This window comes from Candidatus Poribacteria bacterium (assembly GCA_028820845.1).
GTDB lineage: Bacteria > Poribacteria > WGA-4E > WGA-4E > WGA-3G > WGA-3G.
Window position 1 is genome coordinate 21,970 of sequence record JAPPII010000112.1, and the last position, 23,866, is coordinate 45,835.

Annotated in this window: 24 protein-coding genes and 1 tRNA gene; 19 read left to right on the top strand and 6 right to left on the bottom strand. The window is 45.8% G+C overall.

Going from position 1 to position 23,866, the window contains the following annotated elements; genetic code table 11:
• The first annotated feature begins 185 nt into the window (after nucleotides 1-185).
• The 5 genes from OXN25_20225 (at nucleotide 186) to OXN25_20245 (ending at nucleotide 4,155) form a co-directional block, all read left to right on the top strand.
• A complete protein-coding gene (locus tag OXN25_20225; protein MDE0427189.1) occupies nucleotides 186-1,085 on the top strand; it encodes a dihydrodipicolinate synthase family protein in 900 nt (299 codons plus the stop codon).
• A complete protein-coding gene (gene aroA, locus OXN25_20230) occupies nucleotides 1,082-2,353 on the top strand; it encodes a 3-phosphoshikimate 1-carboxyvinyltransferase (GenBank protein MDE0427190.1) in 1,272 nt (423 codons plus the stop codon). The genes OXN25_20225 and aroA overlap by 4 nt, the downstream gene beginning before the upstream one ends.
• A gap of 145 nt (nucleotides 2,354-2,498) precedes the next feature.
• Nucleotides 2,499-3,446, top strand: a complete 948-nt coding sequence (locus OXN25_20235) for a tetratricopeptide repeat protein (GenBank protein MDE0427191.1) — start codon at nucleotides 2,499-2,501, stop codon at nucleotides 3,444-3,446.
• The gene (locus OXN25_20240; protein ID MDE0427192.1) at nucleotides 3,421-3,912 is read left to right on the top strand and encodes a DUF3368 domain-containing protein; all 492 of its coding nucleotides are present in this window, start codon (nucleotides 3,421-3,423) and stop codon (nucleotides 3,910-3,912) included. Before OXN25_20235 ends, OXN25_20240 begins: the two co-directional genes overlap by 26 nt.
• A gap of 27 nt (nucleotides 3,913-3,939) precedes the next feature.
• The gene (locus tag OXN25_20245; GenBank protein ID MDE0427193.1) at nucleotides 3,940-4,155 is read left to right on the top strand and encodes a DUF4926 domain-containing protein; all 216 of its coding nucleotides are present in this window, start codon (nucleotides 3,940-3,942) and stop codon (nucleotides 4,153-4,155) included.
• Here OXN25_20245 and OXN25_20250 read toward each other — a convergent pair.
• The 5 genes from OXN25_20250 to OXN25_20270 all read right to left on the bottom strand — a co-directional run bounded on the left by OXN25_20250 (nucleotide 4,152) and on the right by OXN25_20270 (nucleotide 9,665).
• Complete coding sequence (locus OXN25_20250; protein ID MDE0427194.1) at nucleotides 4,152-5,582, bottom strand: flippase; 1,431 nt, start codon at nucleotides 5,580-5,582, stop codon at nucleotides 4,152-4,154. The two genes, OXN25_20245 and OXN25_20250, sit on opposite strands and share 4 nt — an antisense overlap.
• Before the next feature lie 96 nt (nucleotides 5,583-5,678).
• On the bottom strand, nucleotides 5,679-6,359 hold the full coding sequence (gene tsaB, locus OXN25_20255; protein ID MDE0427195.1) for a tRNA (adenosine(37)-N6)-threonylcarbamoyltransferase complex dimerization subunit type 1 TsaB: 681 nt from the start codon (nucleotides 6,357-6,359) through the stop codon (nucleotides 5,679-5,681).
• Nucleotides 6,356-7,348, bottom strand: a complete 993-nt coding sequence (locus OXN25_20260; GenBank protein ID MDE0427196.1) for a CfrBI family restriction endonuclease — start codon at nucleotides 7,346-7,348, stop codon at nucleotides 6,356-6,358. Before OXN25_20260 ends, tsaB begins: the two co-directional genes overlap by 4 nt.
• Entirely contained in the window at nucleotides 7,345-8,751 is a 1,407-nt protein-coding gene (locus OXN25_20265) for a DNA methyltransferase (GenBank protein ID MDE0427197.1), read from the bottom strand. The genes OXN25_20260 and OXN25_20265 overlap by 4 nt, the downstream gene beginning before the upstream one ends.
• A 77-nt stretch (nucleotides 8,752-8,828) precedes the next feature.
• The gene (locus OXN25_20270; GenBank protein MDE0427198.1) at nucleotides 8,829-9,665 is read right to left on the bottom strand and encodes a transglutaminase-like domain-containing protein; all 837 of its coding nucleotides are present in this window, start codon (nucleotides 9,663-9,665) and stop codon (nucleotides 8,829-8,831) included.
• Between the two features lie 70 nt (nucleotides 9,666-9,735).
• On the opposite strand from OXN25_20270, the gene OXN25_20275 reads away from it, so the two are divergent.
• A tRNA-Ala gene (locus tag OXN25_20275) sits at nucleotides 9,736-9,808 on the top strand.
• A gap of 6 nt (nucleotides 9,809-9,814) precedes the next feature.
• Here OXN25_20275 and OXN25_20280 read toward each other — a convergent pair.
• A complete protein-coding gene (locus OXN25_20280; GenBank protein MDE0427199.1) occupies nucleotides 9,815-10,324 on the bottom strand; it encodes a hypothetical protein in 510 nt (169 codons plus the stop codon).
• Between the two features lie 211 nt (nucleotides 10,325-10,535).
• Between OXN25_20280 and OXN25_20285 the strand changes: the two genes are divergently transcribed.
• The 13 genes from OXN25_20285 to OXN25_20345 all read left to right on the top strand — a co-directional run bounded on the left by OXN25_20285 (nucleotide 10,536) and on the right by OXN25_20345 (nucleotide 23,808).
• Nucleotides 10,536-12,995, top strand: a complete 2,460-nt coding sequence (locus tag OXN25_20285; GenBank protein ID MDE0427200.1) for a DEAD/DEAH box helicase — start codon at nucleotides 10,536-10,538, stop codon at nucleotides 12,993-12,995.
• Between the two features lie 161 nt (nucleotides 12,996-13,156).
• On the top strand, nucleotides 13,157-13,747 hold the full coding sequence (locus tag OXN25_20290; protein ID MDE0427201.1) for a GNAT family N-acetyltransferase: 591 nt from the start codon (nucleotides 13,157-13,159) through the stop codon (nucleotides 13,745-13,747).
• Nucleotides 13,744-14,628, top strand: a complete 885-nt coding sequence (locus OXN25_20295; protein MDE0427202.1) for a HEAT repeat domain-containing protein — start codon at nucleotides 13,744-13,746, stop codon at nucleotides 14,626-14,628. The genes OXN25_20290 and OXN25_20295 overlap by 4 nt, the downstream gene beginning before the upstream one ends.
• A 73-nt stretch (nucleotides 14,629-14,701) precedes the next feature.
• Nucleotides 14,702-16,147, top strand: a complete 1,446-nt coding sequence (locus OXN25_20300; GenBank protein MDE0427203.1) for a HEAT repeat domain-containing protein — start codon at nucleotides 14,702-14,704, stop codon at nucleotides 16,145-16,147.
• Nucleotides 16,148-16,186: 39 nt separating this feature from the next.
• Entirely contained in the window at nucleotides 16,187-17,023 is an 837-nt protein-coding gene (locus OXN25_20305; GenBank protein MDE0427204.1) for a metallophosphoesterase, read from the top strand.
• Nucleotides 17,024-17,214: 191 nt separating this feature from the next.
• Complete coding sequence (locus OXN25_20310; protein MDE0427205.1) at nucleotides 17,215-17,571, top strand: cupin domain-containing protein; 357 nt, start codon at nucleotides 17,215-17,217, stop codon at nucleotides 17,569-17,571.
• Nucleotides 17,572-17,752: 181 nt separating this feature from the next.
• Nucleotides 17,753-18,205: a restriction endonuclease gene (locus tag OXN25_20315; GenBank protein MDE0427206.1), complete on the top strand. Its 453-nt coding sequence runs from the start codon at nucleotides 17,753-17,755 to the stop codon at nucleotides 18,203-18,205.
• 353 nt (nucleotides 18,206-18,558) lie between these two features.
• Nucleotides 18,559-20,151 carry a hypothetical protein gene (locus OXN25_20320; GenBank protein MDE0427207.1) on the top strand — a complete coding sequence of 531 codons (1,593 nt, stop codon included), beginning with the start codon at nucleotides 18,559-18,561 and terminating at the stop codon, nucleotides 20,149-20,151.
• 11 nt (nucleotides 20,152-20,162) lie between these two features.
• Nucleotides 20,163-20,870 (top strand): phosphoribosylanthranilate isomerase, encoded by a 708-nt coding sequence (locus tag OXN25_20325; GenBank protein ID MDE0427208.1) that lies wholly within the window; start codon nucleotides 20,163-20,165, stop codon nucleotides 20,868-20,870.
• A gap of 13 nt (nucleotides 20,871-20,883) precedes the next feature.
• Nucleotides 20,884-21,624 (top strand): hypothetical protein, encoded by a 741-nt coding sequence (locus OXN25_20330; GenBank protein MDE0427209.1) that lies wholly within the window; start codon nucleotides 20,884-20,886, stop codon nucleotides 21,622-21,624.
• 704 nt (nucleotides 21,625-22,328) lie between these two features.
• Nucleotides 22,329-22,472 carry a hypothetical protein gene (locus tag OXN25_20335; GenBank protein ID MDE0427210.1) on the top strand — a complete coding sequence of 48 codons (144 nt, stop codon included), beginning with the start codon at nucleotides 22,329-22,331 and terminating at the stop codon, nucleotides 22,470-22,472.
• Nucleotides 22,473-22,504: 32 nt separating this feature from the next.
• Nucleotides 22,505-22,831, top strand: coding sequence for a hypothetical protein (locus OXN25_20340; GenBank protein ID MDE0427211.1), 327 nt, complete (start codon nucleotides 22,505-22,507; stop codon nucleotides 22,829-22,831).
• A gap of 359 nt (nucleotides 22,832-23,190) precedes the next feature.
• Nucleotides 23,191-23,808 carry a hypothetical protein gene (locus OXN25_20345; protein ID MDE0427212.1) on the top strand — a complete coding sequence of 206 codons (618 nt, stop codon included), beginning with the start codon at nucleotides 23,191-23,193 and terminating at the stop codon, nucleotides 23,806-23,808.
• Nucleotides 23,809-23,866: the final 58 nt, after the last annotated feature.

Genomic DNA, 23,866 nt, shown 5'->3' on the forward strand with positions numbered 1-23,866 from the left:
GTTTTGATACAATCATAGCACATTTCAGTGCACCTTGCAAATCCAAACTTGATGTGTAAACCGAATGCTCCTTGACATCTAAATCAAATTCTGCTAAACTGAAACTTAAGTCTGACAAAAGATTTATGGGGCATCCCTCGCCAGTCCACGCCAACAAGAAAGACTTGCAACCATAGGAGGCATTCATGAGCATCCGATTTGAAGGCATTTTTTCACCGACAATAACCCCGCTTGATGAAAAAGAGCGTGTTGATGAACTCGGATTTGTTAACCAATTGAACCGTTTGATTGACAACGGTGTTCACGGCATCTATCTATTGGGCACTTCCGGCGAATTTACAACATTGACGAATACCGAGCGCGAGCGCGCAATGGACATCGCCACCAAAGCCGTTGGCGGTCGTGTCCCGATTATCTGTGGTGTCATGGACACAAGCACCCAGCGCGTCATCGAAAATATTGAAACCGCCACACAGTTTGGGGTCGATGCAGTTGCCGCGACACCCGGTTACTACTACCCTTCTACCGACGACGCAGACCTGATTCAATTCTATCAAACCGTTGCTGGCAGCACCGAACTCCCCGTTTTCATTTACAATATCCCTTCAACCGTTAAAACCGCAATCAAACCGCAGGTAGTTGCTGAACTTGCAGATGCGTGTGATAACATCGTCGGTATTAAAGACAGTTCCGGCGATTGGACAAACTGTCTCAATCTTCTCGCTTTACTCGGAGACCGAACGGATTTCGCTGTTATGCTCGGTTCACATACCGCAATCGGCGCGGCTGTGCTATTCGGTGCCGACGGTGGTGTTGTCTCCATTTCAAATGTCGCCCCAAAAGAATCCGTCGCGCTCTATAACGCTGCAAAGGCACGCGATATCGACGAAGTCCATCGGTTACAGAAGTTGCTGCTCCAGCTCAGCAAAATGTATACTTACGGTCAAGGGGTCAGCGGCATGAAAGCGTGTCTGGAAATCTTGGGGGTCTGCAACGCTTACACCACAAGTCCGTTGCTCCCGATTAGCGACGCTGCGAAAGCCGAACTGCGAGAATTGCTAACGGAGTTGGAGATCCTTGAATGATTGAAGTCCAACCGATTCGTAAACCGATTGATGCCGTCATAGAGGTTCCGGGTTCCAAAAGTTATACCAATCGCGCACTATTGGTTGCCGCCATGGCGAATGGCGTTTCAAAGCTGACCGGTGCCCTCTTCAGCGATGATACCCACTATATGTCTGCATCGTTGCGAAAACTCGGTGTCCACATTGATGCCGATGAAAAGCGGGCGACATTTGAGGTCCATGGAAACGGCGGGAACATCCCAGTTTCAAGCGGGGATCTCTATATCGGAAACTCAGGCACCACTTCACGTTCTCTTACCGCCTACGTTTCGTTAGGTCACGGAAAATTCGTCATTGATGGCGATGAACCGATGCGGCGGGGCCGTCCCATCTCGGATTTACTGGATTCACTAACGCAAATTGGGGTATCAGCACGCTCGCAATTTGACAACGGACATCTGCCTGTTATTGTTGAAGCAGATGGACTTGCGGGTGGAAGAACCCGACTTGATGTTAGTAAGAGCAGTCAATTCTTAACCGCACTGCTCCTCATCGCACCGTACGCAAAGAACGGCATGGAGATAGAGGTTATCGGTAAACGCGAAATGCCCTACATTGACATTACGTTGGCAGTCATGGAGGCGTTTGGTGTACAGGTCCTTAACGAAGACTATCGGTATTTTCGGATTGAAGGCGGGCAGCAGTATCAGCCGCAGATCTATAACATTGAACCCGATGCCTCCAACGCCTCTTACTTCTTTGCCGCTGCTGCCCTCACTGGTGGCCGTGTCACCGTCCAACATCTACACTCGGATTCAGCACAAGGCGACCTTCAGTTTGTGCAAATCTTGAAGCAGATGGGGTGTCAAGTTGCCTTTTCCGACACGGGCATCACCGTCACCGGACCGCGCCAATTAAAGGGAATTGATGTAGACATGCGAACGATTTCGGATACCTCCCTAACCCTCGCAGCGATTGCCCCCTTTGCCGATAGCAAAGTAACCATCCGAAGCATTGAACACACGCGCTGGCAAGAGACTGATCGGATTCATGCGATGGTGACAGAACTCCGAAAATTGGGCGTGCCTGTTGTTGAGCACCGAGACGGACTCGAAATTTCACCCTCCCCTATTACCCCTGCAGCGATTGATACCTACGAAGACCATCGAGTAGCAATGGCATTTTCGCTTGTCGGTCTGAAAGTTCCCGGCATCCGAATCAATGATCCAGAATGTGTCGCTAAGACGTTCCCTCATTATTTTCTGGTGTTTGAGGGGTTATACGTTTGAGAGCGACTTTTTTCTTTTTTCCGTAAAAGTTGATAGTTAACACATTTTTGTGGTATTCTTAAAAGACTGAAGCGGGATTGGGTTGGTGCTTCAACATTCGTGGGAGAGGTTTGCAGCTCCGACTCTTTATTGGGAGTGGTGGGTAATGAATACGTTTAAACGAGACAGAAACAGAAAAATCATCGATCCCTATCTTCACTGCGGGTTTGCTCCCAGTCATCGTACTGAAAGCATGCCGAAGCCGGCACACTCGCGTCTCGCTGAGGCAGAAGTGTACAACGCTCACGGTATCGTCTACAGCGAAAATGGTGAACACGACAGGGCAACGGAGGTTTTTGACAAAGCGATTGAACTGCAACCGGATTATATCAATGCCCATTACAATCGCGGTTTGGCTTATATGAGGGCAGGCGAAGTGGACAAGGCTCTTGCTGATTATAGTGGGGCAATCCAGTTTAAACCTAATTATGCTGAAGCGTATAGCAATCGCGGTATCGCTTACCACAAGAAAGGTGAAGCGATCTATGCTATCCAAGACTATAGCACAGCGATAGGTTTGAATCCTGAACTCGCTGAGCCTTACGCCAATCGCGGGAGCCTCTATCTCAGCAGATTAGATATTCACCGTGCGGTTTCTGACTGTACCCAGGCACTCAGGTTGAATCCGGACGCGGGCGTAGCTTACGGAACGTGCGGTGTGGCTTGGTTACATTATGGGCATTGGAAAAAGGCGAAAGCCGATTTCACTGTTGCCACTATCTTGCGTGTGGATGTCAGTGTGCTGTTTCATCATTTCTATGAGAGTCCTAAAGATTTTGTACAAAAAACAGACATTCAGATACCAGCAGATGTCGCCGCTATGCTAATTCCCCAAGCGGAACTTCCTGAATTTGAGGAGAACGCACGACTAAAGTTAGCCTTAAAGGCTTACGACAACGAAGAACTTAGCACAGGGCTGTCTGCTCGGTTTGCCGGTATGTCTCGCGAGGAGTTTATCTATACGATGGGAAAATATGGACTCTCTCCCATTAGGCTCACAGCTGAGGAGCTCCGAAAGGACGTTGAGAGTGCCAGAAAAGCCAGTCATCAGTAATACGAGTCCCCTTGTCGGTCTTTGGACTCTCAATCTTTTCCCCCTATTGCGGGAACTCTACACTGAAGTATTAATTCCAGAAGAAGTTCGAGGTGAATTTTTCGCGATCGAAACGGAAGTTCGCGAGGCAGCACTTAAAAGTGCGCCGTGGATTAGAACTGTCCGTTTGCGTAATCCAGAAAACATAGCAACGCATGCGGAAGTTGATCTGGGTGAAGCTGCAGTTTTTGTCCTTGCCCAAGAGCGCGATGCACGTCTCGTGATTCTTGATGATCGGGATGCCCGACAATACGCCGAACGCATAGGATTGCCCTTTACTGGCACGGTTGGTCTTTTGCTGGAAGCAAAGGAAAGTGGGTTTATTGATGCGGTTGCACCACTTTTAGACGTGTTACTGGAGAATGGGGTACGTCTAAGCCCATCACTCATCAGGGATGCATTACAACAAGCCGGGGAAACGTCTTGATATCCTCAACTTTTTTAAGGGAACCTAATGAAATTACTTGATACCGTTGCCCTTGTAGAAGACATGCCAACTCTCAACTTATACCGCGGACAGGTCGGTACCATTGTTGAGGAATATGAATCCGGCGTATTTGAAGTTGAGTTTAGCGATTTGGAAGGCAGGACGTATGCGTTAGAGACACTACAGGCATCGCAACTCATGCTTCTACAGTATGAACGCCTTGACGAGCGAAAATCCACTTAATCAAACTGAAATCTTGACCGAAGCTCCCCAAAAATAGCAATTCCCGCACCGTAAAACACCACCGCCAACGGAATCAATACCCAAATGGACAGAAACCCTTTCAAGAGGGTCAAACCGATACCCATCACACCACAGAGAAAGACTGCCTTTAAAAGCGTCGGCAGTATGAGAGGCGTTTCACCGAATCTGACAATATTTCTTGAAATATAGCCAATCCCAACGACAAGCAGATATCCTTCACTGATAACCATCGCCATCGCCGCACCGACATGACTGAAACGCGGGATTAGAAATAAATTAAGACAGATGTTCAGAAGTGCCGTGGTCCCCATGAGAACCGAGAACGCACGGCGTTTATCCGTCGCCCGAAGCACCGACTGGACCGCCGTTGTTACGAAAATAAGTCCACCCGACCAACTGAGCCATTGGAGTGCCTTTGATACTTTGCCTATTTCGTCCGGTGTATAGGTTGGAAACAGTACCCCCGTAATTTCTGAAGATAGTGTTGACAGCCCAACTGCGAACGGGAGTCCGGTCAGCACCATCCATCGCATACCAAACGTCCATGCCCCCGGAAACCTCCCTTTTTCTCGCTCCCATGCCCGCGATAACACAGGGAACATTGCCCCCATCATGAATGCCCCAGGTAGAATCGTAAAGGCGTTGACAATCGTATACGCCAAGCCGTACCATGTGTTGGCATCCACGCCGTCCGAACTCAGTTTCGACACCAGAATCGCATCCACTCGGAAATAGAGTAGATTGAAAAGGTTACCGATGGCAAACGGTAATGCCTGCTGCATCAACACTGTCACAATCTCTCGACTCGGTTGAAAGGCGAGTGGTGTGAAACGAAATCGAGTCAGTCCAACGCTCAAAATCAGGTTCATACAACCCGCTACCAACATGGCGTGACAGACAGTCATGAGTCCATAGTTAAACAGAATCGCGCCGCCACCGATTAAAAGAAACACGCCACGCTCGGCTATCACAGTGAGCGCTTCATATTTCATCTTTTCGTGGGCGCGAAAGACACACCGATACAACTGCGCTAAGGAATTCGCAATCTCTGCCAGTCCTAAGAAGACTATCATCTCTACGATTATCGGGGTATAGAGGAATATACCACTAACAATCATGATGGCGTAAGCAATGATTGACAGCATGCAGCGAACAATCAGTGCGTTGCCGAGGTAATGCCGCGTCTGTTGCAAATGGAGCGTCATTTCTCGTATGAGCGGGTTTTGCATGCCGAGTTCCGTTAGACTTGCAATCAGGTTCGTGAGTGCAATTGCAACAAAATAGCCGCCAAGTTCACTTTCTGAGAAATAACGGGGCATAAGCCATATCGTTATTACGAGTGAACCCAGGCGACTGATAAGATGCGCACTAAAGAGACTCGACGTGTTTTTAAAAATACGATTCACTGTTTCTAATTGACGTGAGTTTGATGCAACAATCCATCATTCTCACCTGTCAAACACATTCCCTATTGCTGATCGCTGACTGCTGATAGCCAATGACTAATACAATCCAACTCTAACGTAGTTCGGTACCAAAGTCCAATAACTATCAGTATCTCCATTCTTTAAAAGTTCCTGACCGAGATGCGCAATTGTTGCCCCGCGTGGGACATTGAAAATCGCATCTGCAAAGTGCACCCGTTCACCGAGGTTTTCCCGAACGACATTCCCATAGGTCTCCAACCCATCCCCAACAAAGTTGATAGTGTAATCGGGTATAGTATCTGCTTTGATACGTTCCAAGAAGGCATCTATCGGCAAGCAGAGGTCCTCGCTGAGGCGTTGCCATTTCGTGTTTCCTTTGAAAATGGCACCGTAGATTTCACTACGCCGCGCATCGAGTAGTGGGCAGATGATACTATTTGACCATCGCAGATTGTAAGCGATTGCCTCTAAGGTTGAGACACCGATGATCGGTTTGTCAACAGCATAGCAGATAGATTTGACTGTCGCGACACCGATACGGATACCTGTGAACGATCCAGGTCCAATACCGACAGCACATCCATCTAAATCGTCCGCTGTAATGTTGCCCCATTTCAGGACGCTATCAATCGCAGGCATCAATCTGGAGGAGTGTGCTTGGACGATATCGAGCGTATGCTCCGCCACTAAATTATCGCTATCTATTAAAGCAACACTCCCAATTGGAGTCGAGGTATCAACACCTAAAATTTTCATTCAAGTTCAACCAGTAATTGTGAGCCAGAATCGTTATCTTGCTCGCTTTCGATTAAAACCACCTCAGGCGTTACAGAGTCTTGGACATCATCAGACAGAATGACAGGCAAAATTTTATCTAACGCTTCTTGAAGGTTTCCAGTAAAAGGTTTGTAAGGGATAGACAAGGTCTTTAGGACTTCTTCAAAACGTCTATATCCATTTTCAATCTGGAGTTCAACCCAGAGAATATTCTCTGAATCCATCTGTTGTTTATTGGTATCAGAAAGTTTATTGGCTACAAGAACTCGGCCGCTGCGGGCAAATACTGCGTCAGCACTTTCAGGATTACCTTTTCCCATTAATTTCACTTCACAAGGATAATCTTTGCCTGTGTCATCAAACAGGTAAAAATCGGATTCACGTTCTGATTCTGGAAGATTTCTCTGATCGAAGTATTTTTTCGGTACTTGAAAGAGAGCGCAAAGAGCGATCATCAAAGGTTTTTCAACTTGTTTTCCAGCAGTACTCCATAATCCGCCCCGAAGTGCTGAACGTTTCACAGCGAGTGTATTGATTACAATCAAACTCTCGTTGATGTTCAAATCGACACTCACATCCCGAAATTTTATTGTGAGAGCAACATCCATACTACCTTGTTCAGTCAAACTGTTAATGGCATCGTAGAGTGCATCGTAGTGCTCTAAGGATGCTTCCAACACAATTTTCTTGCGAGTTGAATTATACATATTTGAGATTGTTTTCATGTTCAGACCTGAGTGAACTGCAACTTCCTCTTTGGTGAGTGAATCTGAACAGAGGAGTTCTTTTTTGTACCAATCAACTGTTATATTTTTATTTTCCAACTTAGCACAAGCAACGCGTTTAAAAAAGTCAACAACGTATTGCAAGAACTCAGCATCGATCAGAGTCAAGACTTCGGACCGGTAATCCTGTCCTGCAAGGAGTTTTCGGATAATGTTCTTAATAACAGCACCAGTAACGGTCATGAATTTTGGTTCCTTTCAGTAAGCTGAGACTTTAATTCTGTAAGTAATAGAGACCGAGGCTTTGCATCAGTAAACAAGTTGACATCAAACAGTTGTTTGGCACGTTCAACATATTCGGCTTCCTTTTCACAGAGGAGAAAATACCTTTCATGAGTGAGCGCAACGTATCCGACTGTTCCACTACCACCAAATGGATCAAAGACAAGGTCTCCTTTAAAGGAATAAAATCGCACAATACGCGTTGCTAATTCAGGTGGGAAAACTGCCGGATGAACTTTGTCTGTTGCCGGATTAATATGCCATAGGTTCGTTTTTTCATACTCCCCCATAACTTTGCTCGCCTCAACTATTTCTTTGTCGTATTGCCGAATATTCCAATCGATGAGTTTGTTTGTTTTCTTTCGATACACCATAACGCTTTCAGTGACAGAATTCGCCTTGTAACCAAGGGGCTTACGATGTTGGAAAAATCCTCCGTTTCGGTTTTTGGAGGCATAGTCAGGTTTTGTCCAAACAATATCGTCTATAAACTCCCATCCCATGTCAGTAAGGCGCGGGTGCATATCGTAAGGGATAGCATATCTCTTACTTGAATGTGCTCGACTAATGCGCGGCACGATAACAGGTGATGTATTAAGAACAAAAAAACGTCCTTCTTTGGTAATACGATGCGTTTCCTTAAAAACAGCGGTTAGGAAGTCAAGATATGCCTCGTAGCTTTGATAAATTGTGTAGTCGCGGGCATTGTAATAAGGGGGTGATGTGAAGGTGAGATGGATTGACTCGTCTGGAATCACTTTTAATGCCTTCTGCACGTCGGCGTGAACAATCGCATTTTTAAGAGCATCCGGACTGGATGGATGTGAAGGGTCTTTTTTGGCATTTTGTGAGCGTGCACTTTTGTCCTTCACTTCGCTAGCAAGGTGTTCTCGGATGAGTTCATTTGGATGTTCATGTAGCGAGTCTAATGCCTTTTGGACTTCGGGTTTTTCCTTGAAGTAGAGTAGCCCGCGCAGTGCTTGTAGGATGACCTTTGGATCTGCGTCTGCAAGATGCTGCATCAAAACTGGAATTGCCTTTTCATGCCTCATACGTCCGATTGCAGAAATTGCCTCGCGACGGGCGAGTGTGTTTTTTTCAGTGGAGGCGAGTTGGGAGAGTTCGCGTAAAAATCTGGAGTTTTTGAGTTTTCCTACGTTTTTTGCGGCGAGCGTGCGAATTTTAGGGTTCGTATGTGTGAGTAGAGGGACGAAAAGTTCACCATTGAATCCTGCTGGTAATTTACCGAGATTATCAAGTAGAGACAAAAGAGTTGGTTCATCGCAAGTTGGTGCGAGAGCATTCTTAAAAAATTGTGAATCTGGATTTAATTTTTCTGCGTCGATTTGGACTTTGGCAAACATGTTCTTCTCTTTTCCTCCGATCTGTATTATTTCCGTTCCTTAGTGAGCAGATCCTAAGCCCGCTACTACAGCGAGTTTTAATTCAACCGCGAAAGTAGTTTATGAAGATGCTGTATGTCCCGTTCAATTGCCGCCGCATCTGGTGGCGATTCTGCGATTTGAAGGTATTTCTCAAAAGCTGCAATACCTTCACCGTAGGCGTGGTTTTTGTAATGCAGATAACCGAGCAGACGATAATCGGTTGCTGCATGAGGCAGCAACCACGTGATGCGTTCCGCCGCGATGAGTGCTTTATCGTAACGCTCAAGCAGCGTATAGGCACGCACCAAATTCCGTAGAATACGCGCTAAAATCTCCCGATCCGAGGCTTCCGCTAACATGCGAGGTTCTAATGGCACCGATTTCCCGACCACTTCCTTGAGTTTTGCCTGAAGCAGGTCTTCACACATGAAGCGTCCCGCTTTAAAGACATCAAGGTGAATATCTAAATGCTCACACTGGTATTTGACTAAGAAATGCCCCGGAAAATTAACACCGACAAGCGGCAACCCCGCACGCCTACCCACTTCGATGTAGACGACGCCTAACGTGATCGGAATTCCTGTTTTGTTGTCAAGCACAGCATTCAGAAAGTTGTTCCCCAAAGCGTAGTAGTTCTCGGTATTTCCTGTAAATCCGTTTTCCTCAAAAAGGTAACGGTTCAACGCAGCGATATGGTGTTCAGCGAGCGTCGTGTCCTGAATCCGTTCTTGAACAACACTCGCCATTTCGTCTAACCGGCAGAGATAGTCCTCAATCTTAAGCGAAATGTACTCGCTTTGTGCGATGAGGAGCGCGCCCGTTGCGAGTTGCATCTCGGCATCCTCACGTTTGGCAAAGGAAAAAAATGGATCGGTTTGCTGATTTTTCGCCATTTTTCTAAAGAAGCAATTTTTTCTTGCATTCCCTGAAGATGTATGATATAATTAAAGGCAATAGTCAAGTGGGGGATTAGCTCAGTTGGGAGAGCGCTTGCATGGCATGCAAGAGGTCACCAGTTCAAGTCTGGTATCCTCCACCTTTTTTATTGCGTCTCTTGCTCCAGAGAGGGTGCAGCGTTTTCGTCTGTTTTCTGACCGCTTTGCGATCTCGCCATTTTCCGCGGGATACCATTGTCCAGGACCCCTAAAACCGTCAGATGGAGTTGTGCCCGAGTAGGCAACGTCTGAATCAGTCCTTCCTCAGTTTCGTCAATCCGTTTTTGCATCTCCTTACGTTTTACGCGGAACTCATCCAACTTTTCTTGAATTTCCACATCTGCGGCAAGCGAATCCCTTACGAGCCGGTTCAACGTCTTCAAATCAGCGACTGCCTGAATCTGTTTCTGGCGTTTGAGTTCCCAGAGTGCTTCGATTTGGGTTTTCTGCGCTTCTGACACGCCGAGATCAGCCAAGGTGACACCTTTCTGGTTTTCGTTGTTATTGTTTTGTGCCCACGCGATAACACTGAAAAGCGCGACACACACCAGGATCCCAAAGAGACCTTTCCACCAAGGAGATCTGTGTTGCCTTTGTATCTGCTCAACATCTTGCATAATTTGTACCTCCACCTCCGGTAGCGGGTTTCAGACGTTCTCATACTTAATAGTAACACGGAGTATAGCGGATGTCAAGGGTAAACGGAGCGAAGCCCAGAAATACCCTTGACAAAAAATACCCTGTCTATTACAATTACTTTAGAGTAATATCACATCTCAGACTGCATAAGGTTATGCAAAGAGGGATTAGCGTGCAAAGGAGAGTTGAATGCTTTATAAGGGCTTACAACTTGATCGATTTCAAGAAGAAGCGATCGAGGCAATTGACCGCGATGCTTCAGTCATTGTCACCGCTCCGACAGGTGCGGGCAAAACTGTCATCGCTGAATATGCTGTCGAAAAGTGCATCGAAGAAAACCGCCGCGTTATCTACACCGCCCCAATCAAAGCCCTCAGTAATCAGAAATATCGGGATTTTTACGCTGAATACGGAGACAAAATCGGTATTGTTACCGGCGATGTGGTCCTAAATCCTTATGCGCAAGTGCTATTGATGACCACTGAGATTTTCCGAAATACTATTTTTGATGATATTGAACGCTTACAAGATGTTTCTTACGTCATCTTCGACGAAATCCACTATATTAACGATACTGAACGTGGTACCGTCTGGGAAGAGAGTCTCATCTTTGCACCCCAACATATCAAGTTTGTCTGTCTGAGTGCTACAATTCCAAACATTGACTCTTTCACAGAGTGGATGCAGAGCGTGCGGGATATAGATATTGAAATGGTCGAGGAATTGAACCGTCCCGTGCCTTTAGAGCATCATCTCTATTTTCAAGATTACGGTATCGGGAATCTAAAGCATATTCCGCACATCCGTAGCATGGCACAACGTAAGGCACGTAAACGAAAATACGACGCTGATGATGAGCCCGCACCCGCTCTGCCGTCTGACTTTATAGAAACAAGACTTATCCCACATCTGCGCCGTGAAAAGCAATTACCGTGTCTCTATTTCTGTTTTAGTCGGAAGGGCTGTGAGGAAAACGCCAACGCACTCGTCTATGGATCGCACCTGCAGCTACTTAGTAAAAGACAGCAAACCCAGATTTTGGAACAATTTGATGCACTCTGCGTCCAATTTGACATTGTAGACGAAAAGAAAATTAATGATTTTCGCAGGTTAATTAGTCGCGGTATCGCCTATCACCATGCAGGTATGTTACCGACACTCAAAGAGGTCGTAGAGAGGTTGTTTACGTCTGGGCTGATCCAACTCCTTTTTACCACTGAAACGTTCGCTGTCGGTATTAATATGCCAGCCTGCACTGTGGTCTTTGATAGTCTTGAAAAATATGATGGGATCGGGTTCCGTCATCTCAAGGCGCGTGAATATCACCAAATGGCGGGGCGCGCTGGAAGACGTGGTATTGATACCATCGGTTATGTCTATTCCCAAATTATACCTGCTTATGCTGATTCAAAAGAGATTCGAGACGTTATTGCTAATAAAATAGAACCTATTGAGAGCCAGTTTAATCTCTCCTATTCCAGTATTCTTAATCTGTATCAGAAGTATGGAGATGACATTTACGATGTTTACACCATGAGTTTGAGCAACCATCAAAACTACGTTCGCGTCGCTGAACTCAACGCACAGATTAAGGCTAACACTCAGAAACTCCAAACACTGCCTGAACCTGAGTGCATCCATGAAGGAATTGACGGCAGCACACAGATTGAACACTACAATCGCCTGAACCGAGAGCGGGAAAAAAATCTCCAGCGTTTATATGCTGAGAGATCGCAAATCAAATCCCAAACTCGAGGGAAAAAACGAAAAAAAGAGCGAGTTAAAAGATTAAACGTTGTTCAACGCAAGATACAGCGTTTTCAGACAAAAAGTGAACGCAGTCTTTGTGACGAATGTCAGCATTTTAGCACATGCAGCGGAAGGTACAAAGCCATCCGTCGGGAAGAAAACCGGATCCAAAAACTCAAAAAGCGGACAACACGTATTGAGAACAGCCCCAGAGAGCAAATTGCAGCACGTCTAAGGGTGCTTGAAGAACTCGGCTACATTGAAGCGCAAACGCTTCTCCCGCGCGGAAGGACCGCTGCACATATCTACGGATATGAACTCCAATTGACCCAATTGCTCTTTGGCGGGTTTTTTGAAAGACTCACAGAAGATGAGATTAACTGTCTCATGGTCGCGATTATTTCTGAACCCCGTAAGGATGGATATTTTAAACCTCTCAAAGACGAACGCTTGTTGGAAATACTCTATACAGTCAGTAACGAGATTTCACTTATCCAGTATTTAGAGGTTGAGCACGAGGTTACGGAAACCACACCCTTTTTGGAACTTCGGCTTTGCACTGCGATGCTCGCTTGGAGCCGCGGTTGTGACTTTGACAAACTTGAAAGATATGCGCGGGTCGATCCCGGTGATTTTGTCCGAACTTTTCGACTTGTTATTGATCAACTCCGCCAAATTCGTCGCGCCATGAGTCAACACACCGCCCTCGTTGAGAAACTCAATCGGTGTATCGAAAAAATCAATAGAGATGTCGTTGATGCAGAACGGCAATTGCGGATTGGACAGGAGAATCTTGATGACGCAGCCAGAAAGGACGTTGTGGCTACTGAGATACCACTGCCGACGAACTCTGAGCACACAGACGGTGTTGTAATTGAGAATGAAACGCCACGTTCCTAAGGAAGGGCATTTCAACGCCAACGCTCGAAAGAAAGTCGTTGTAATGAGAAATTAATTGTATTACAATAATTAGGACTTAGTCACCGCGCGGTGAGTTGTTCCCAAAAAACCCTCTTAACTTATAACTTATAACTAAGAACCAATTACAAAGGAGACGGTCTATGGCAAATCAAGATTTCAACTTAATCGGAGCTATTAAAGTACGATCGGCTGCAGAAAATGATGCAGTGAATTTGCACGCATATTGTTTTCCTGAAAAAACCATAGAGCAGGTTACCGAAGAATTAAAAACCGATCTGGAAGCCGAAAGTGGCACGTATCGGCTCGTCGCCGAAGCCAGCGGATACCCGATCGGACAAATCACTGTCAAGAAAGATGCCGTCAATTCGGAAATCGCCCAGGTCGGAAGTCTTGCAGTCGCGGGACCCTTTAGACAGTTAGGTGTCGCCGATTACCTTATGGAAGCGGCTGAGGCAACTGCAACTGAGAATGGTGTGAAGTCCCTTGAAATAGAGTTAAGCCCTTCAGAAACGAGCGTCATTCAGAGATATAAGGCATGGGGGTTCGCCGAGAAACCCGTTGTCATCCTCCAAAAAGTACTTGGTGAAGCAGAAGCTGCAGCAGAAACTGCAGAGGAGAAAATAGAAGTGGAGGCGGATGATGCCGATGAAGACACGGAACAAGTAGAGGCATCTGAAACAGGTGATGAACAAGGCAACCTCCTTGATAGATACTTAGGGGATACACAATGAAGAAACTCTCGCTCGCCTTCGTACTCGCCCTGTTTGTGATGGGGTGCGGCACTCAGAACGAGAACCTCGCTAAGGGCAAGGAATTAATTAAATCGGATAAACGCCGGAAAGAGGAGCGCGCTGTCCGAGAATTTAAGCTCGCACTCCAACAACCGACCGATACTGCCGAAGCACACTATCTCCTTGGGTTTTACAATTCACAGGAATTTTATGAACCCAACACCCCTGATTGGGAGGGGGCATCAATCGCCGAGCGCGGCAGACACATGTTCCTCGCATACAAGGAAGAGCCCCGTAAATATCTTGAAAGACTGATTTTTGAGACCCTGCGCGATGACGATTTAGATATTCAGAACGCTGCACTTGACGCGCTAAGACATATATACAAACAAGGCGACCAGAAACGGCTCATCAGTCAACTCCAAAAGGCGATTAAATCCGGGGATAATCGCGATAGACACAGCGCACATTGGGTCTTTGGAAACCTCGGTAAAGACGACCCCGTAACACTTGTACCTATTTTGGTGAAACTGCTTGATCACCGACGAGAGGAAACCCGATTGAACGCAGTCAAAGCACTTGGGGAGATTGGAAGTGAAGACGCAATTCCTGCGCTCGCTGCGATCATCGAATCTGGCTCTGCCAGATGGAAACGCGACCGAGAGAAACCCGAAGTCCGTCAACTCGCTGTAGAGGCTCTCGGAAAAATTGGTGGTGCTGCTGTTCCGGAACTCATCAAAATTGTTGAGAACAAAGGATCGTCTCTACGCGTTGACGCTATACGCGCATTAGCGACACTCGGCGATGAAAAGGTGGTTGAGCCGCTCTTAAATGCTTTGAGAGAGCAGAGCAGTCGAGATGTCCCTATCCCTCTTAATTGAATTGTAAATCGGGATAGCATTTTTCGACGCACCTCATAAGCTGAGACGTACTATTGGATGGAAAGGATTTAGCATGCTACAAAAAATAACACGATTGGAAAACATAGCCCGTTACGCATTTATCCTGCCGCTCTTTACACTGGCACTCGGACTTGGATGCGATAATCGGCATTACGATGAACGCTTAAAGATGGAAGTTCAACAGTTAGATAGCGACCTTATGAATCGTTGGGCAACAAGTGGCGTCGTCGTTTTAAATACGCAACCCAATGGACCCGCGCACAACGCAGAACTTGAAACCGGCGAACTCATCTCTTATATCATCGTAGAATACCCAATCGGAAGTGCTGGGGACTTTAAAAGTGCAATGAAGGAGGCACTTGATGAGGATAATAACCTCATCCTTCATTTGAAAGATAAGCCTCCAATTCGTATCGCGCTTCGTAGACGCGGTGATAAAGTAGGGTTCACCGTTGAAGGGAACGGCAGTGTACGTGTGAATCAGATTCAACTGGGAACACCCGCCGCAAATGCCGATATTCAAGTGGGAGACATCGTTGAAAAGATCGTTGATGAGCGTAATATTTATAGCCTTGGGGATTACAAGAAAACGGTCGGAAAACTCGCCAAACACAACGTCGTCTTCCGAACCTCTGAATTAATAGGTGTGAAAATTGCCGCTGTCAGTGCCCTCGGCGATTTAGGGGACGCACGGGCGATTGAGCCACTCGTAGACCTCTTCAAAAATAGCACGGAATTTTCACTTCGCAAAGCTGCTATTACCAGTCTCCAACGCCTCGTTGAATTAAGCGTACTCAATGACCTCTTCCAAGAATTTCAAAAGGCGGATGTGAACCAGCTCCCTGCCGATAGCCTTCAAGCGAACCAACTTGAATCCGCCTCAATCCTCGGTTTGCTGACTGTTGATAGAACCGAAAATACTGCTACGCTCAAAGCACCTTTCGGAACACAATTCAGACACAAATCCGAGGCACTCTATCAGAAAATCAACGAGGGACAGCTCGCTGAACTTGCACAACAATACATTCAGATTCAGGTAGAACCCGAACAGGAGATTCGGCGTGCGTGTCTCGCGATACTCGGCATTCTCAAACCCATTTCGGCAATTGATGATCTCGTCACTGTTCTCGAAAACGCAACAGAAATCCCCGGCATCCGTTTCCAGGCAGGACTTGCACTGAGTCAAATTGGTGAGCCCGCTGTTGATGCGCTTATCGCTGCTTTTGGGACGGAAGATACCAGCACCAAAGACATAGCCGCTTCTGCACTGGGGGGTATTGGCGGGACTAAGGCACGGGATCAACTGATTAATGCACTCGATACCGCAGACGAACCCGCAATCCGGCTTACGCTTGTTGATGCTATCGCTAAGATTGGCGATGCCCCTTCGATACGGGCACTTGAGCGACAACGTGAAAGATACCAACAAGACCCTGACAGCGGCATCCGTATCTTTTTGGATGAACTCTTTAGAAACTTAGATAAAAAATCGATGTAGTCCAACGGAGGGCTTCGCGCAGTCGGGTGTCGGATACCAATGAAAATTGGACTCGTTTCGGACTTACATATAGATGTCACGGCCCTGAACAAAGCACTCATTCCACATCTCCTTGAGGCTGTAAAGACGGCGGAACTTGACGTTTTGGTGATTGCTGGGGATCTCGCACGACATCTCGTGCAACTTTCTGAAACCCTCAACGCTTTTCAACTCGCAGATTTGGCGTGTGAAAAATTGTTCGTTCCGGGTAATCATGACATCTGGGCAATTGAGACACCCGACGTTACAAGCGAGCAGAAATGCGACATTATTTCAAAGCTCTGTTATGAGTGTGGGTTTCACCCACTTATGGATGCGCCTTTCATCACTGAGAAGATTGCTTTCTGCGGGACTATCGGTTGGTACGATTACACTTTCGCACCAGACGGTTACGATTTCTCCGAAGCACAATATGCGAAAAAAGAATTGATGGGGGCAGTCTGGAATGACAAGCGATACGCGAAATGGTCGGATACGGATCGCAATGTCACTCAGCGTTTTGAAGTCGCACTTGAGGCGCAAATTGCCAGCGTCCGCGATGCGGTATCCCGCATTATTGTCGTTACGCATCATGTCCCGTTCCGTGAGTGCCTCCAATACCGAGGCGAATTGCCGTGGGACTTCTTTCGAGCATTTATGGGGAGTAAACACTTTGGGGACTGCTGCTTGCGGGAACCCCTTGTCACGCACGCACTTTTCGGGCATGTCCATCAATCTATTGATATGCAGCTTCGGAGTGTACGCGCTATCTGCGCCCCTGTCGGCTATCTATATGAAGAACCTAAGATTGGGTTAGAAGCGTATGCCTCACGATGTTTGGCTTGTTTCGAGGTGTAATTGAATATCGTAGTATAAACTGTAATCCTAATTCACCCAGGCCCGGTAGGTGCGGTTTTGCGGCGTACTCGCCCCGGGGAATGCCATCAGGCATTCATACCGTTGATTTATGCGACGTGCATTCCTAACCGCACCGGACATTACCGATTTATTTTCTTAAACTTCATTCTCACGTTAGAAAGGAAATTGCTATGGAGATAACCTTAACCAATAGTAATGACGCGGGTGCCCTCGAATTCCCGTGGGGCGCAATTAAATGGCTCTGCAACGATCAAATTGACCCAGAGGCTGAGATGACCTTCGGCGTTGTCTATATTAACGCTGGCGAAAGCAATCCTGTCCACTATCACCCGAACTGTGAGGAGCTCATTTATGTCCTCTCCGGTGAATGCGATCATAGTTTGGGTGATGAAGTCATCCCGCTCAAACCTGGGATGATGTTGCGCATCCCTCGGAATGTCAAACACAATGCTGTCAACACCGGTTGGCAACCTGTGACAATGATTATCTGTTATTCCGATGCCGACAGGCAAACCGTGTTTATGTAGCGCGTGCCTTTTGCTTTTAATGATAGATCAGTAAGGACGGGTTTCTGTGCCCGTCCATTCTCTGAACACAAACGATTCCCCGAAAGGCGGCATCGACTTTATTAAAAAAACTTGAAATATCCCAAGATTTTAAGGTGTCATTAACCACGCCTAAGATAAAATTTGCAAAAAAGGTACCACAATGAACTTAAGAAAAAAAGCTGAAGCTCTACCAAAAGCATTACGGCGAAAAATCATCATGGATTATCAGGAAACGGATTGGCATACGTTTCTTAAAGAATTGTTCCAAGCAATGCAGCCAGATTACACCGTTGAAATCACTCACGGTCCACAGGAATTTGGTAAAGATCTCGTTATCCTTAAGGTTGATAATTTTACTAAAGAGGTTATTGGTGTAGTAGTCAAGCGCGGGCGTATAAACGGTAAGACGCTCGGTGATGTTGATGATTTGAAATCGAGAACTGAAATTGTACTGTCAAAGGGTGCCGAGAAAACACTTCGGGAAATTAAGAGCCAGATCGAACAAGCCTTAGCACATCCTACCGAAACAAAGTCAATCCTTGAAGATCTACCTGTTTCCAAAGTTTTCGTTGTGTTAGCGGTGATTTTAGTAAAAATGCGCGAAGAAGATTAACAAGTGAAATCGCCTCAGAAATTGAGGTTTTCGATATAGAGTGGCTCATCAACAATTTTACTGAGTTTTATCCTCAGATTTTCTTTGAAGGACAAGTTGCGGATTTCTTACAAAAGAAGACCAACGAACTTGAGGAGAGCCATCGGCGAGGGGAATCGGGTAACAATTTATCTGAGTACTTCGTTGCTCCTTTAATTAGACCGCTTAGTGCTCCTCTTGAATTTGACGAAAAGACTATAAAAGCAATTTGGAAAAAAAGAAAATTTTCCTTCTCATATCTACGAAAAATTTCTTCTGAGCATCAGAAAAAATTGATTTTATTAGGCGACCCGGGGACCGGCAAAACGGGCGCGATGACGAAATTAGCAATTGATATGTATCAGGATGCTTACAAACGACTGTTAAAAAAACCAGGTGGATCTGATGAAGGTATATCTGTCCCTGTGTTTGTTACCGCAAGGGAATTCTTAGAAGTAAAATCAGCAGAAGACTTTTTGACTGCATACTTCCAGTCTGAAGAAACTAAAAACCGTTTCAAGGTAGGTACTATGATCGTTGATGGGTTAGACGAAATCGACTCCGACCACCGAACGGGTTTCATTGATGAATTGGATCGATTCTCGGACGCAATTGAGTGTTCCTATATCCTTACTAGCCGAAAAATTGATATTCTTAATACATTACCTCATAAATATGAGAAGTATGAGTTGCTCCCATTTGAATTCAGTCAGGCCCTAAAAATGGTTTCCAAATTGATAGTTGATCGTAACACTTTAGAGGCTATGAAAGAGAGTCTTGAAAAGATACAGGCACAGATTCTCTTGGTGCCGCTCTCTTTAATGCTACTTGTCGAGTTGGTCGAGGAACATAAGGAAGTTCCTGCTTCGGTAACCGAACTCTATGATCGATTTTTTGACATGGTACTCGGTAGGGAAGATAAAGATAGAGGAATTGGAGTTTTGTTTGATTACCTCATCAAAAAGAAATTTCTCGGTATCCTTGCTTATCGCGAGTTTAGAAGCAAAAACAGATTGGCGATGCCTCGCGAGGAGTTTGAAAGCTTTCTCAGTTCTTACACAGCGGAGTACCAATGGAGCCCAGAAACAGTTGAGGGTTTTGTACGAGAAATAGAGCGGGCGGGTATCCTGAATGGACGTGCCGAAGTGATTTTCAAACATAGGTCTTTCTTGGATTACTTCACCGCATTCTATATTCACGAAAATAGAGAAGACATTGAAAATTTGAACGACGTGATTGTGAACACTTATTTCGATGATATTTGGGGAGAGGTTGCGTTTTTTTATATCGGTTTACGTAGAGAAATAAGTCAAGAGTTATTGGAGAGGATTTATTCATATTCCAATGAGGAACTAATAACGGACTTGGGAGCACAACTCCCTCCTACCGAAGATCTTTGTAAACTTCTTGGAGGACGGTTGTTGCAGGCTGGATGGCACTCACCAGCCCAACGCCATCTTTACGGTATTGAAAAGGCGGTTCGTTCCGCGCCGCGAGTGCGTGATAAATTCCAAGAACTCATAAATTCCTCAGATTCTAATATCCCTAGCATCGTGTCTGACTTTGTTGCACTAACCTTAAGTGATCTCTCTTTTAACAGCGGTTTTTTGCAGGAACATGCCAAGAGCGTGCTGAAACAGCTAGTTAGTTCCAAATCTGAAGATGAAATCTATATGGGGGTTATGTTGTCTTGGTCACTGCGCCGTTTTCTTAAACCTGATGAGGTGGATGCAAATATAGATGCAATTCTTGAGCGGTTGGTTGGGGTGCCGGAAAAATCACAGGCCCGGATGCTACTCTTGTTGGCCTTGATAGGGGAAGATAAGGAAACCCGGAAACTGATTAGACGGCAAATAAATCGGTTGAAAAAGAGAGCTCCCGAAGTTTTTAAGCCACTATTACCTGCCAAACGAAAGGGTTTCCGATAAGTATTATAGATATGCAAAGATCCAAATTTAATACCCCAGAATCCCGCTGCAGCGTTAAAATCTGCGGTATTACCTCTATCCACGACGCTCGCCTCGCTGCCGATGCGGGGGCGAACTACGTCGGCATGTTAGTTGATGTTGCCGTATCAGAACGGACGCGTTCTACCACGCAAACCTCCGAAATCGCAAACGGGAGCCCTATCCCGACTGTCCTTCTACTATACAACCGCACAACGTCCGATATTCAGGAAATTGTCTCACAAGTTCAGCCGTTTGCCGTGCAACTCCTTGGGCAGGAGCCACCGCAACAGGTGGAAGAGCTTAAAAACACCGTGGCATGTCAGCTCTGGAAGTCTGTCTATCTGCCTGCGGGAAGCCCGGAAAATGTAGATATGCCTACTGTCCGAACGGAGATGCAGGCTTATCAAGAGGCTGGTGCCGATTTCCTACTCTTTGATAGTGTTGATATAAGTCTGGAAAAACCCCGATACGGTGGCACAGGGAAAACTTGCGATTGGAATGTCGCTGCTGAGCTTATTGCGGAAAGCCCGCTGCCGGTCTTTTTCGCCGGTGGTATCCGTCCAGAAAATGTTAAAGCCGCCATTGAGACAATCCGTCCACACGGGATTGACCTCTGTTCCGGCGTTGAGGCATCAAAGGGTATCAAGGATCCACGTAAACTCGAACAACTGATGGAACAGGTTAATCAAGCAAATTAAAAAGGAGCCTTTTATGAAGAACTGTCTTGTCTACCATGCACAGATGTTCAATAATCTATTTCGGTTAACCACTGTTGTAGTCCTAATTTGTATGTTATCTTTTGTGAGTTTCTCGACTGCCTTCGCTGATGCGCATGAAACTGAAGGTGAGGCAATGGAAGAAAAACCCAAAATTACCGGATGGTTTCAAATTGATGTTGATAGTTTGGGTACCTATTTCTTGGTTGGTGCGAGTCATCCGCTCAGTGGTGGCATTTCATTTGATTCTAATATCTATGTTAATGATCATTTGGGCGAGTTTGATATGGGGATTTCATTCCCTGTGATCGCGAATGATAGCATGGCACTGTTGCTAACACCGATGCTCGGCGTTGGGTTCAACTATACCAGTCCAGATGGTCCCTATGCCTTATATCCGCAAATCTTTGCGATCCTACCGGCTGGTAAAATCTTCGGTTTCCATTGGACGATCAGTACAATTTCTTCCATATTTGATGACCAAAGCCTAAACGAACTCTACAATCGTACGTATTTCACTTATGCTCTTAATGACACCGTCGCTATCGGTCCGCAGTTTGAATCTGTGCTCGGTCTTGGTGATGGTGGTGGATTGTGGGCTTTAAATTTCGGTGGGCGTATAAATATCGGCTATGGTGAGAATAACACGCTTGGCATATACGTTGGGTATGAGACCCAAAAGGGCGAAGATGAAACCGGACTTACGGGTCGAATGAATTTTACACGTAGATGGTAGGTTACCGTAAAACCGAAAAATGTGAACCCGTTAATATTAGGTACTTATTTCCTCAAACCCTCTGTCCCCGCGGCGGTGCTCCTGGAGAAACCTCCAGAATATGTTGCTTCCTATTCTGATACATATGTATCAGAACTGCAAAACCTTCAACTTCAGACAGCTGCCATGGGGTGTCTAACGAGAACGCTTGTAGGCGCAGGATGTCTAATGATTTCTTTGACAACCAGTGCGGCATATTCATATTGATATCTTCACACTTGAAATACCAGAGTCTACTATACCCTCGTATGGTAATTGGGCGAGGCGGGACAAGAACGGTATGAGGGATCTCTATCTCATCAATTTACCGAAAACCCTCGAAACTAAAACGATGTTCGTTGTCCAGTAAGTGAAACGAGTAGTCGTTCAATATTGAGTTTATAGGGGATCCTGTTTGTAGTAGGGCAATTCATTACCCGTTATTGACTTGTGGACGTGCGATAAATCGCACTACTACGAACCATCCCTCAAGTTCAAAGTTGAAGGACTACGAGGAGGTTTTTATGTATTGGAAAATTGTGAGAGTATTTCTTTTTTTACTTTTGGGTGTTGTTTTTTATGCGTATAATGAATGGGCATCAAATGACAATCCAGTACCCCCGCCTCCGCGGCCTGAGGAAGTATGGCAAAAGTGGGTTGAGAAACAGCATGGTTTGGGGAACAAAGTGCTGAATGTTCTAGAATCAGAGGCGTGGATAGAAAAATATAGGGACGAAATAGATATCCCGAATCAAATTGCGTTCGGGAAACCCTATACTATATCAGAGTTTCCTTTGAGTTTACTATCTGAAGTCTTGGCACTCAGATAGCGGTTGATCCGAAAGGTAGGTATCGCTTGGTTTTGCGATCTGATCAGGCGGTTGATCTGAATGGCAAAGCCAGGGAATTGCCTCCAAAGCCACCGCCTCCCGATGAAGTTTTGAAGGTTGGCGACAAGTTCTGGTATACAGGAACAATGGGAGGAGTTACTCAAGACTCTAAAGGCGTAATCGTAATAGAGGGAGGTGAAAAGCGTGAGAATACATCTGGAAGTTTGGATATTAAAGGGGGAACTGTACTCTGGAATAATAATTATATCTATAAGGCTTTAGAACCTACAGAAATTCATTTGGATTTAGACGATAAAATCCTTAAAATCAAAGGTAAAGTTACTTGCACACCCCGATAAAATAACAAAAAGTTAACTGGCAGAAGTCGTTATTTCTAACCTCTTTTGTCAAGAAAAATAAAGGAGCAGTGTTTCCGACTCCGTCGTTTGTTTGGCGAAGGTTTCCGAAGAAAACCGTTACTATCTGCCACTTCTACCATTTTGGTACCCTTTGCAACAAGTGGCGAAGGGTACCGTTTGGACAGCGAAGCCGTCCAAACTTGCCAAAATGGAGTTTGCTGGCAGATTTTGCCACTTTTGCTTGCCAAGGTTTCCAAGCAAAAGGTCTCGTTTCAGAGCCGTTCGCCTCTGAAACTGGCAAAATCCTGAGGCTTGCCAAAGAGGAAAAGACAGGGGTTTGCACACCGAGAATATAAGAGATGAAAAGGTTCTTGTTCTTCGGGCTTTGTGTTTTTCTGGCAGCGTGTTTGCTGCTGATACATTATCAACAGAGCTCAAAAGTGAGCCGACGGAAGCCACCCTTCAAGGTTCAGCGAGTGAAGCCACGTCCACCGGAAATACCTCAGAAGTCACCTGTCGCTTCACAGAAGTCGCGACCTGATATACCTCCGCTGTTTATTCCGTATAAGAACACAACTGATTTTCTGAGAGGGGAGAACGCAAAGCGTTGGTTAGAACAAAAGGAGTATACAGTAAAACGACAGGGCAATAGCAAGTTTTACTTTCTCTATGAGGACGATCGACTCGTCACTCATGGACATCAAGTGACCTATTATCAGAATGCGCTGTGGATTGCGGCTCTCAAACCGGAATACGATTCGGATAAAATGGATCAAACATCTTGGAAAAAGAGGATACAGGGTTGGAGGGACGAGGGATATACGCAGAAAAGTGCAGATTGGCTAAAAACGCGTCCAGATATTGACATCAATCCAGAAAACGTTGAAAAAAGAGCAATAATTATGCCGCCCAACAACAACGTAATAATCACTAAGGATGATAACGGTACTTTGATCGTCTTTTTCAAAAGTCGATAGTGTTTAGGTAGTGTTTACATTTTTTTAGCAGTAATGAGTATAGCTGCGAAATGCACGA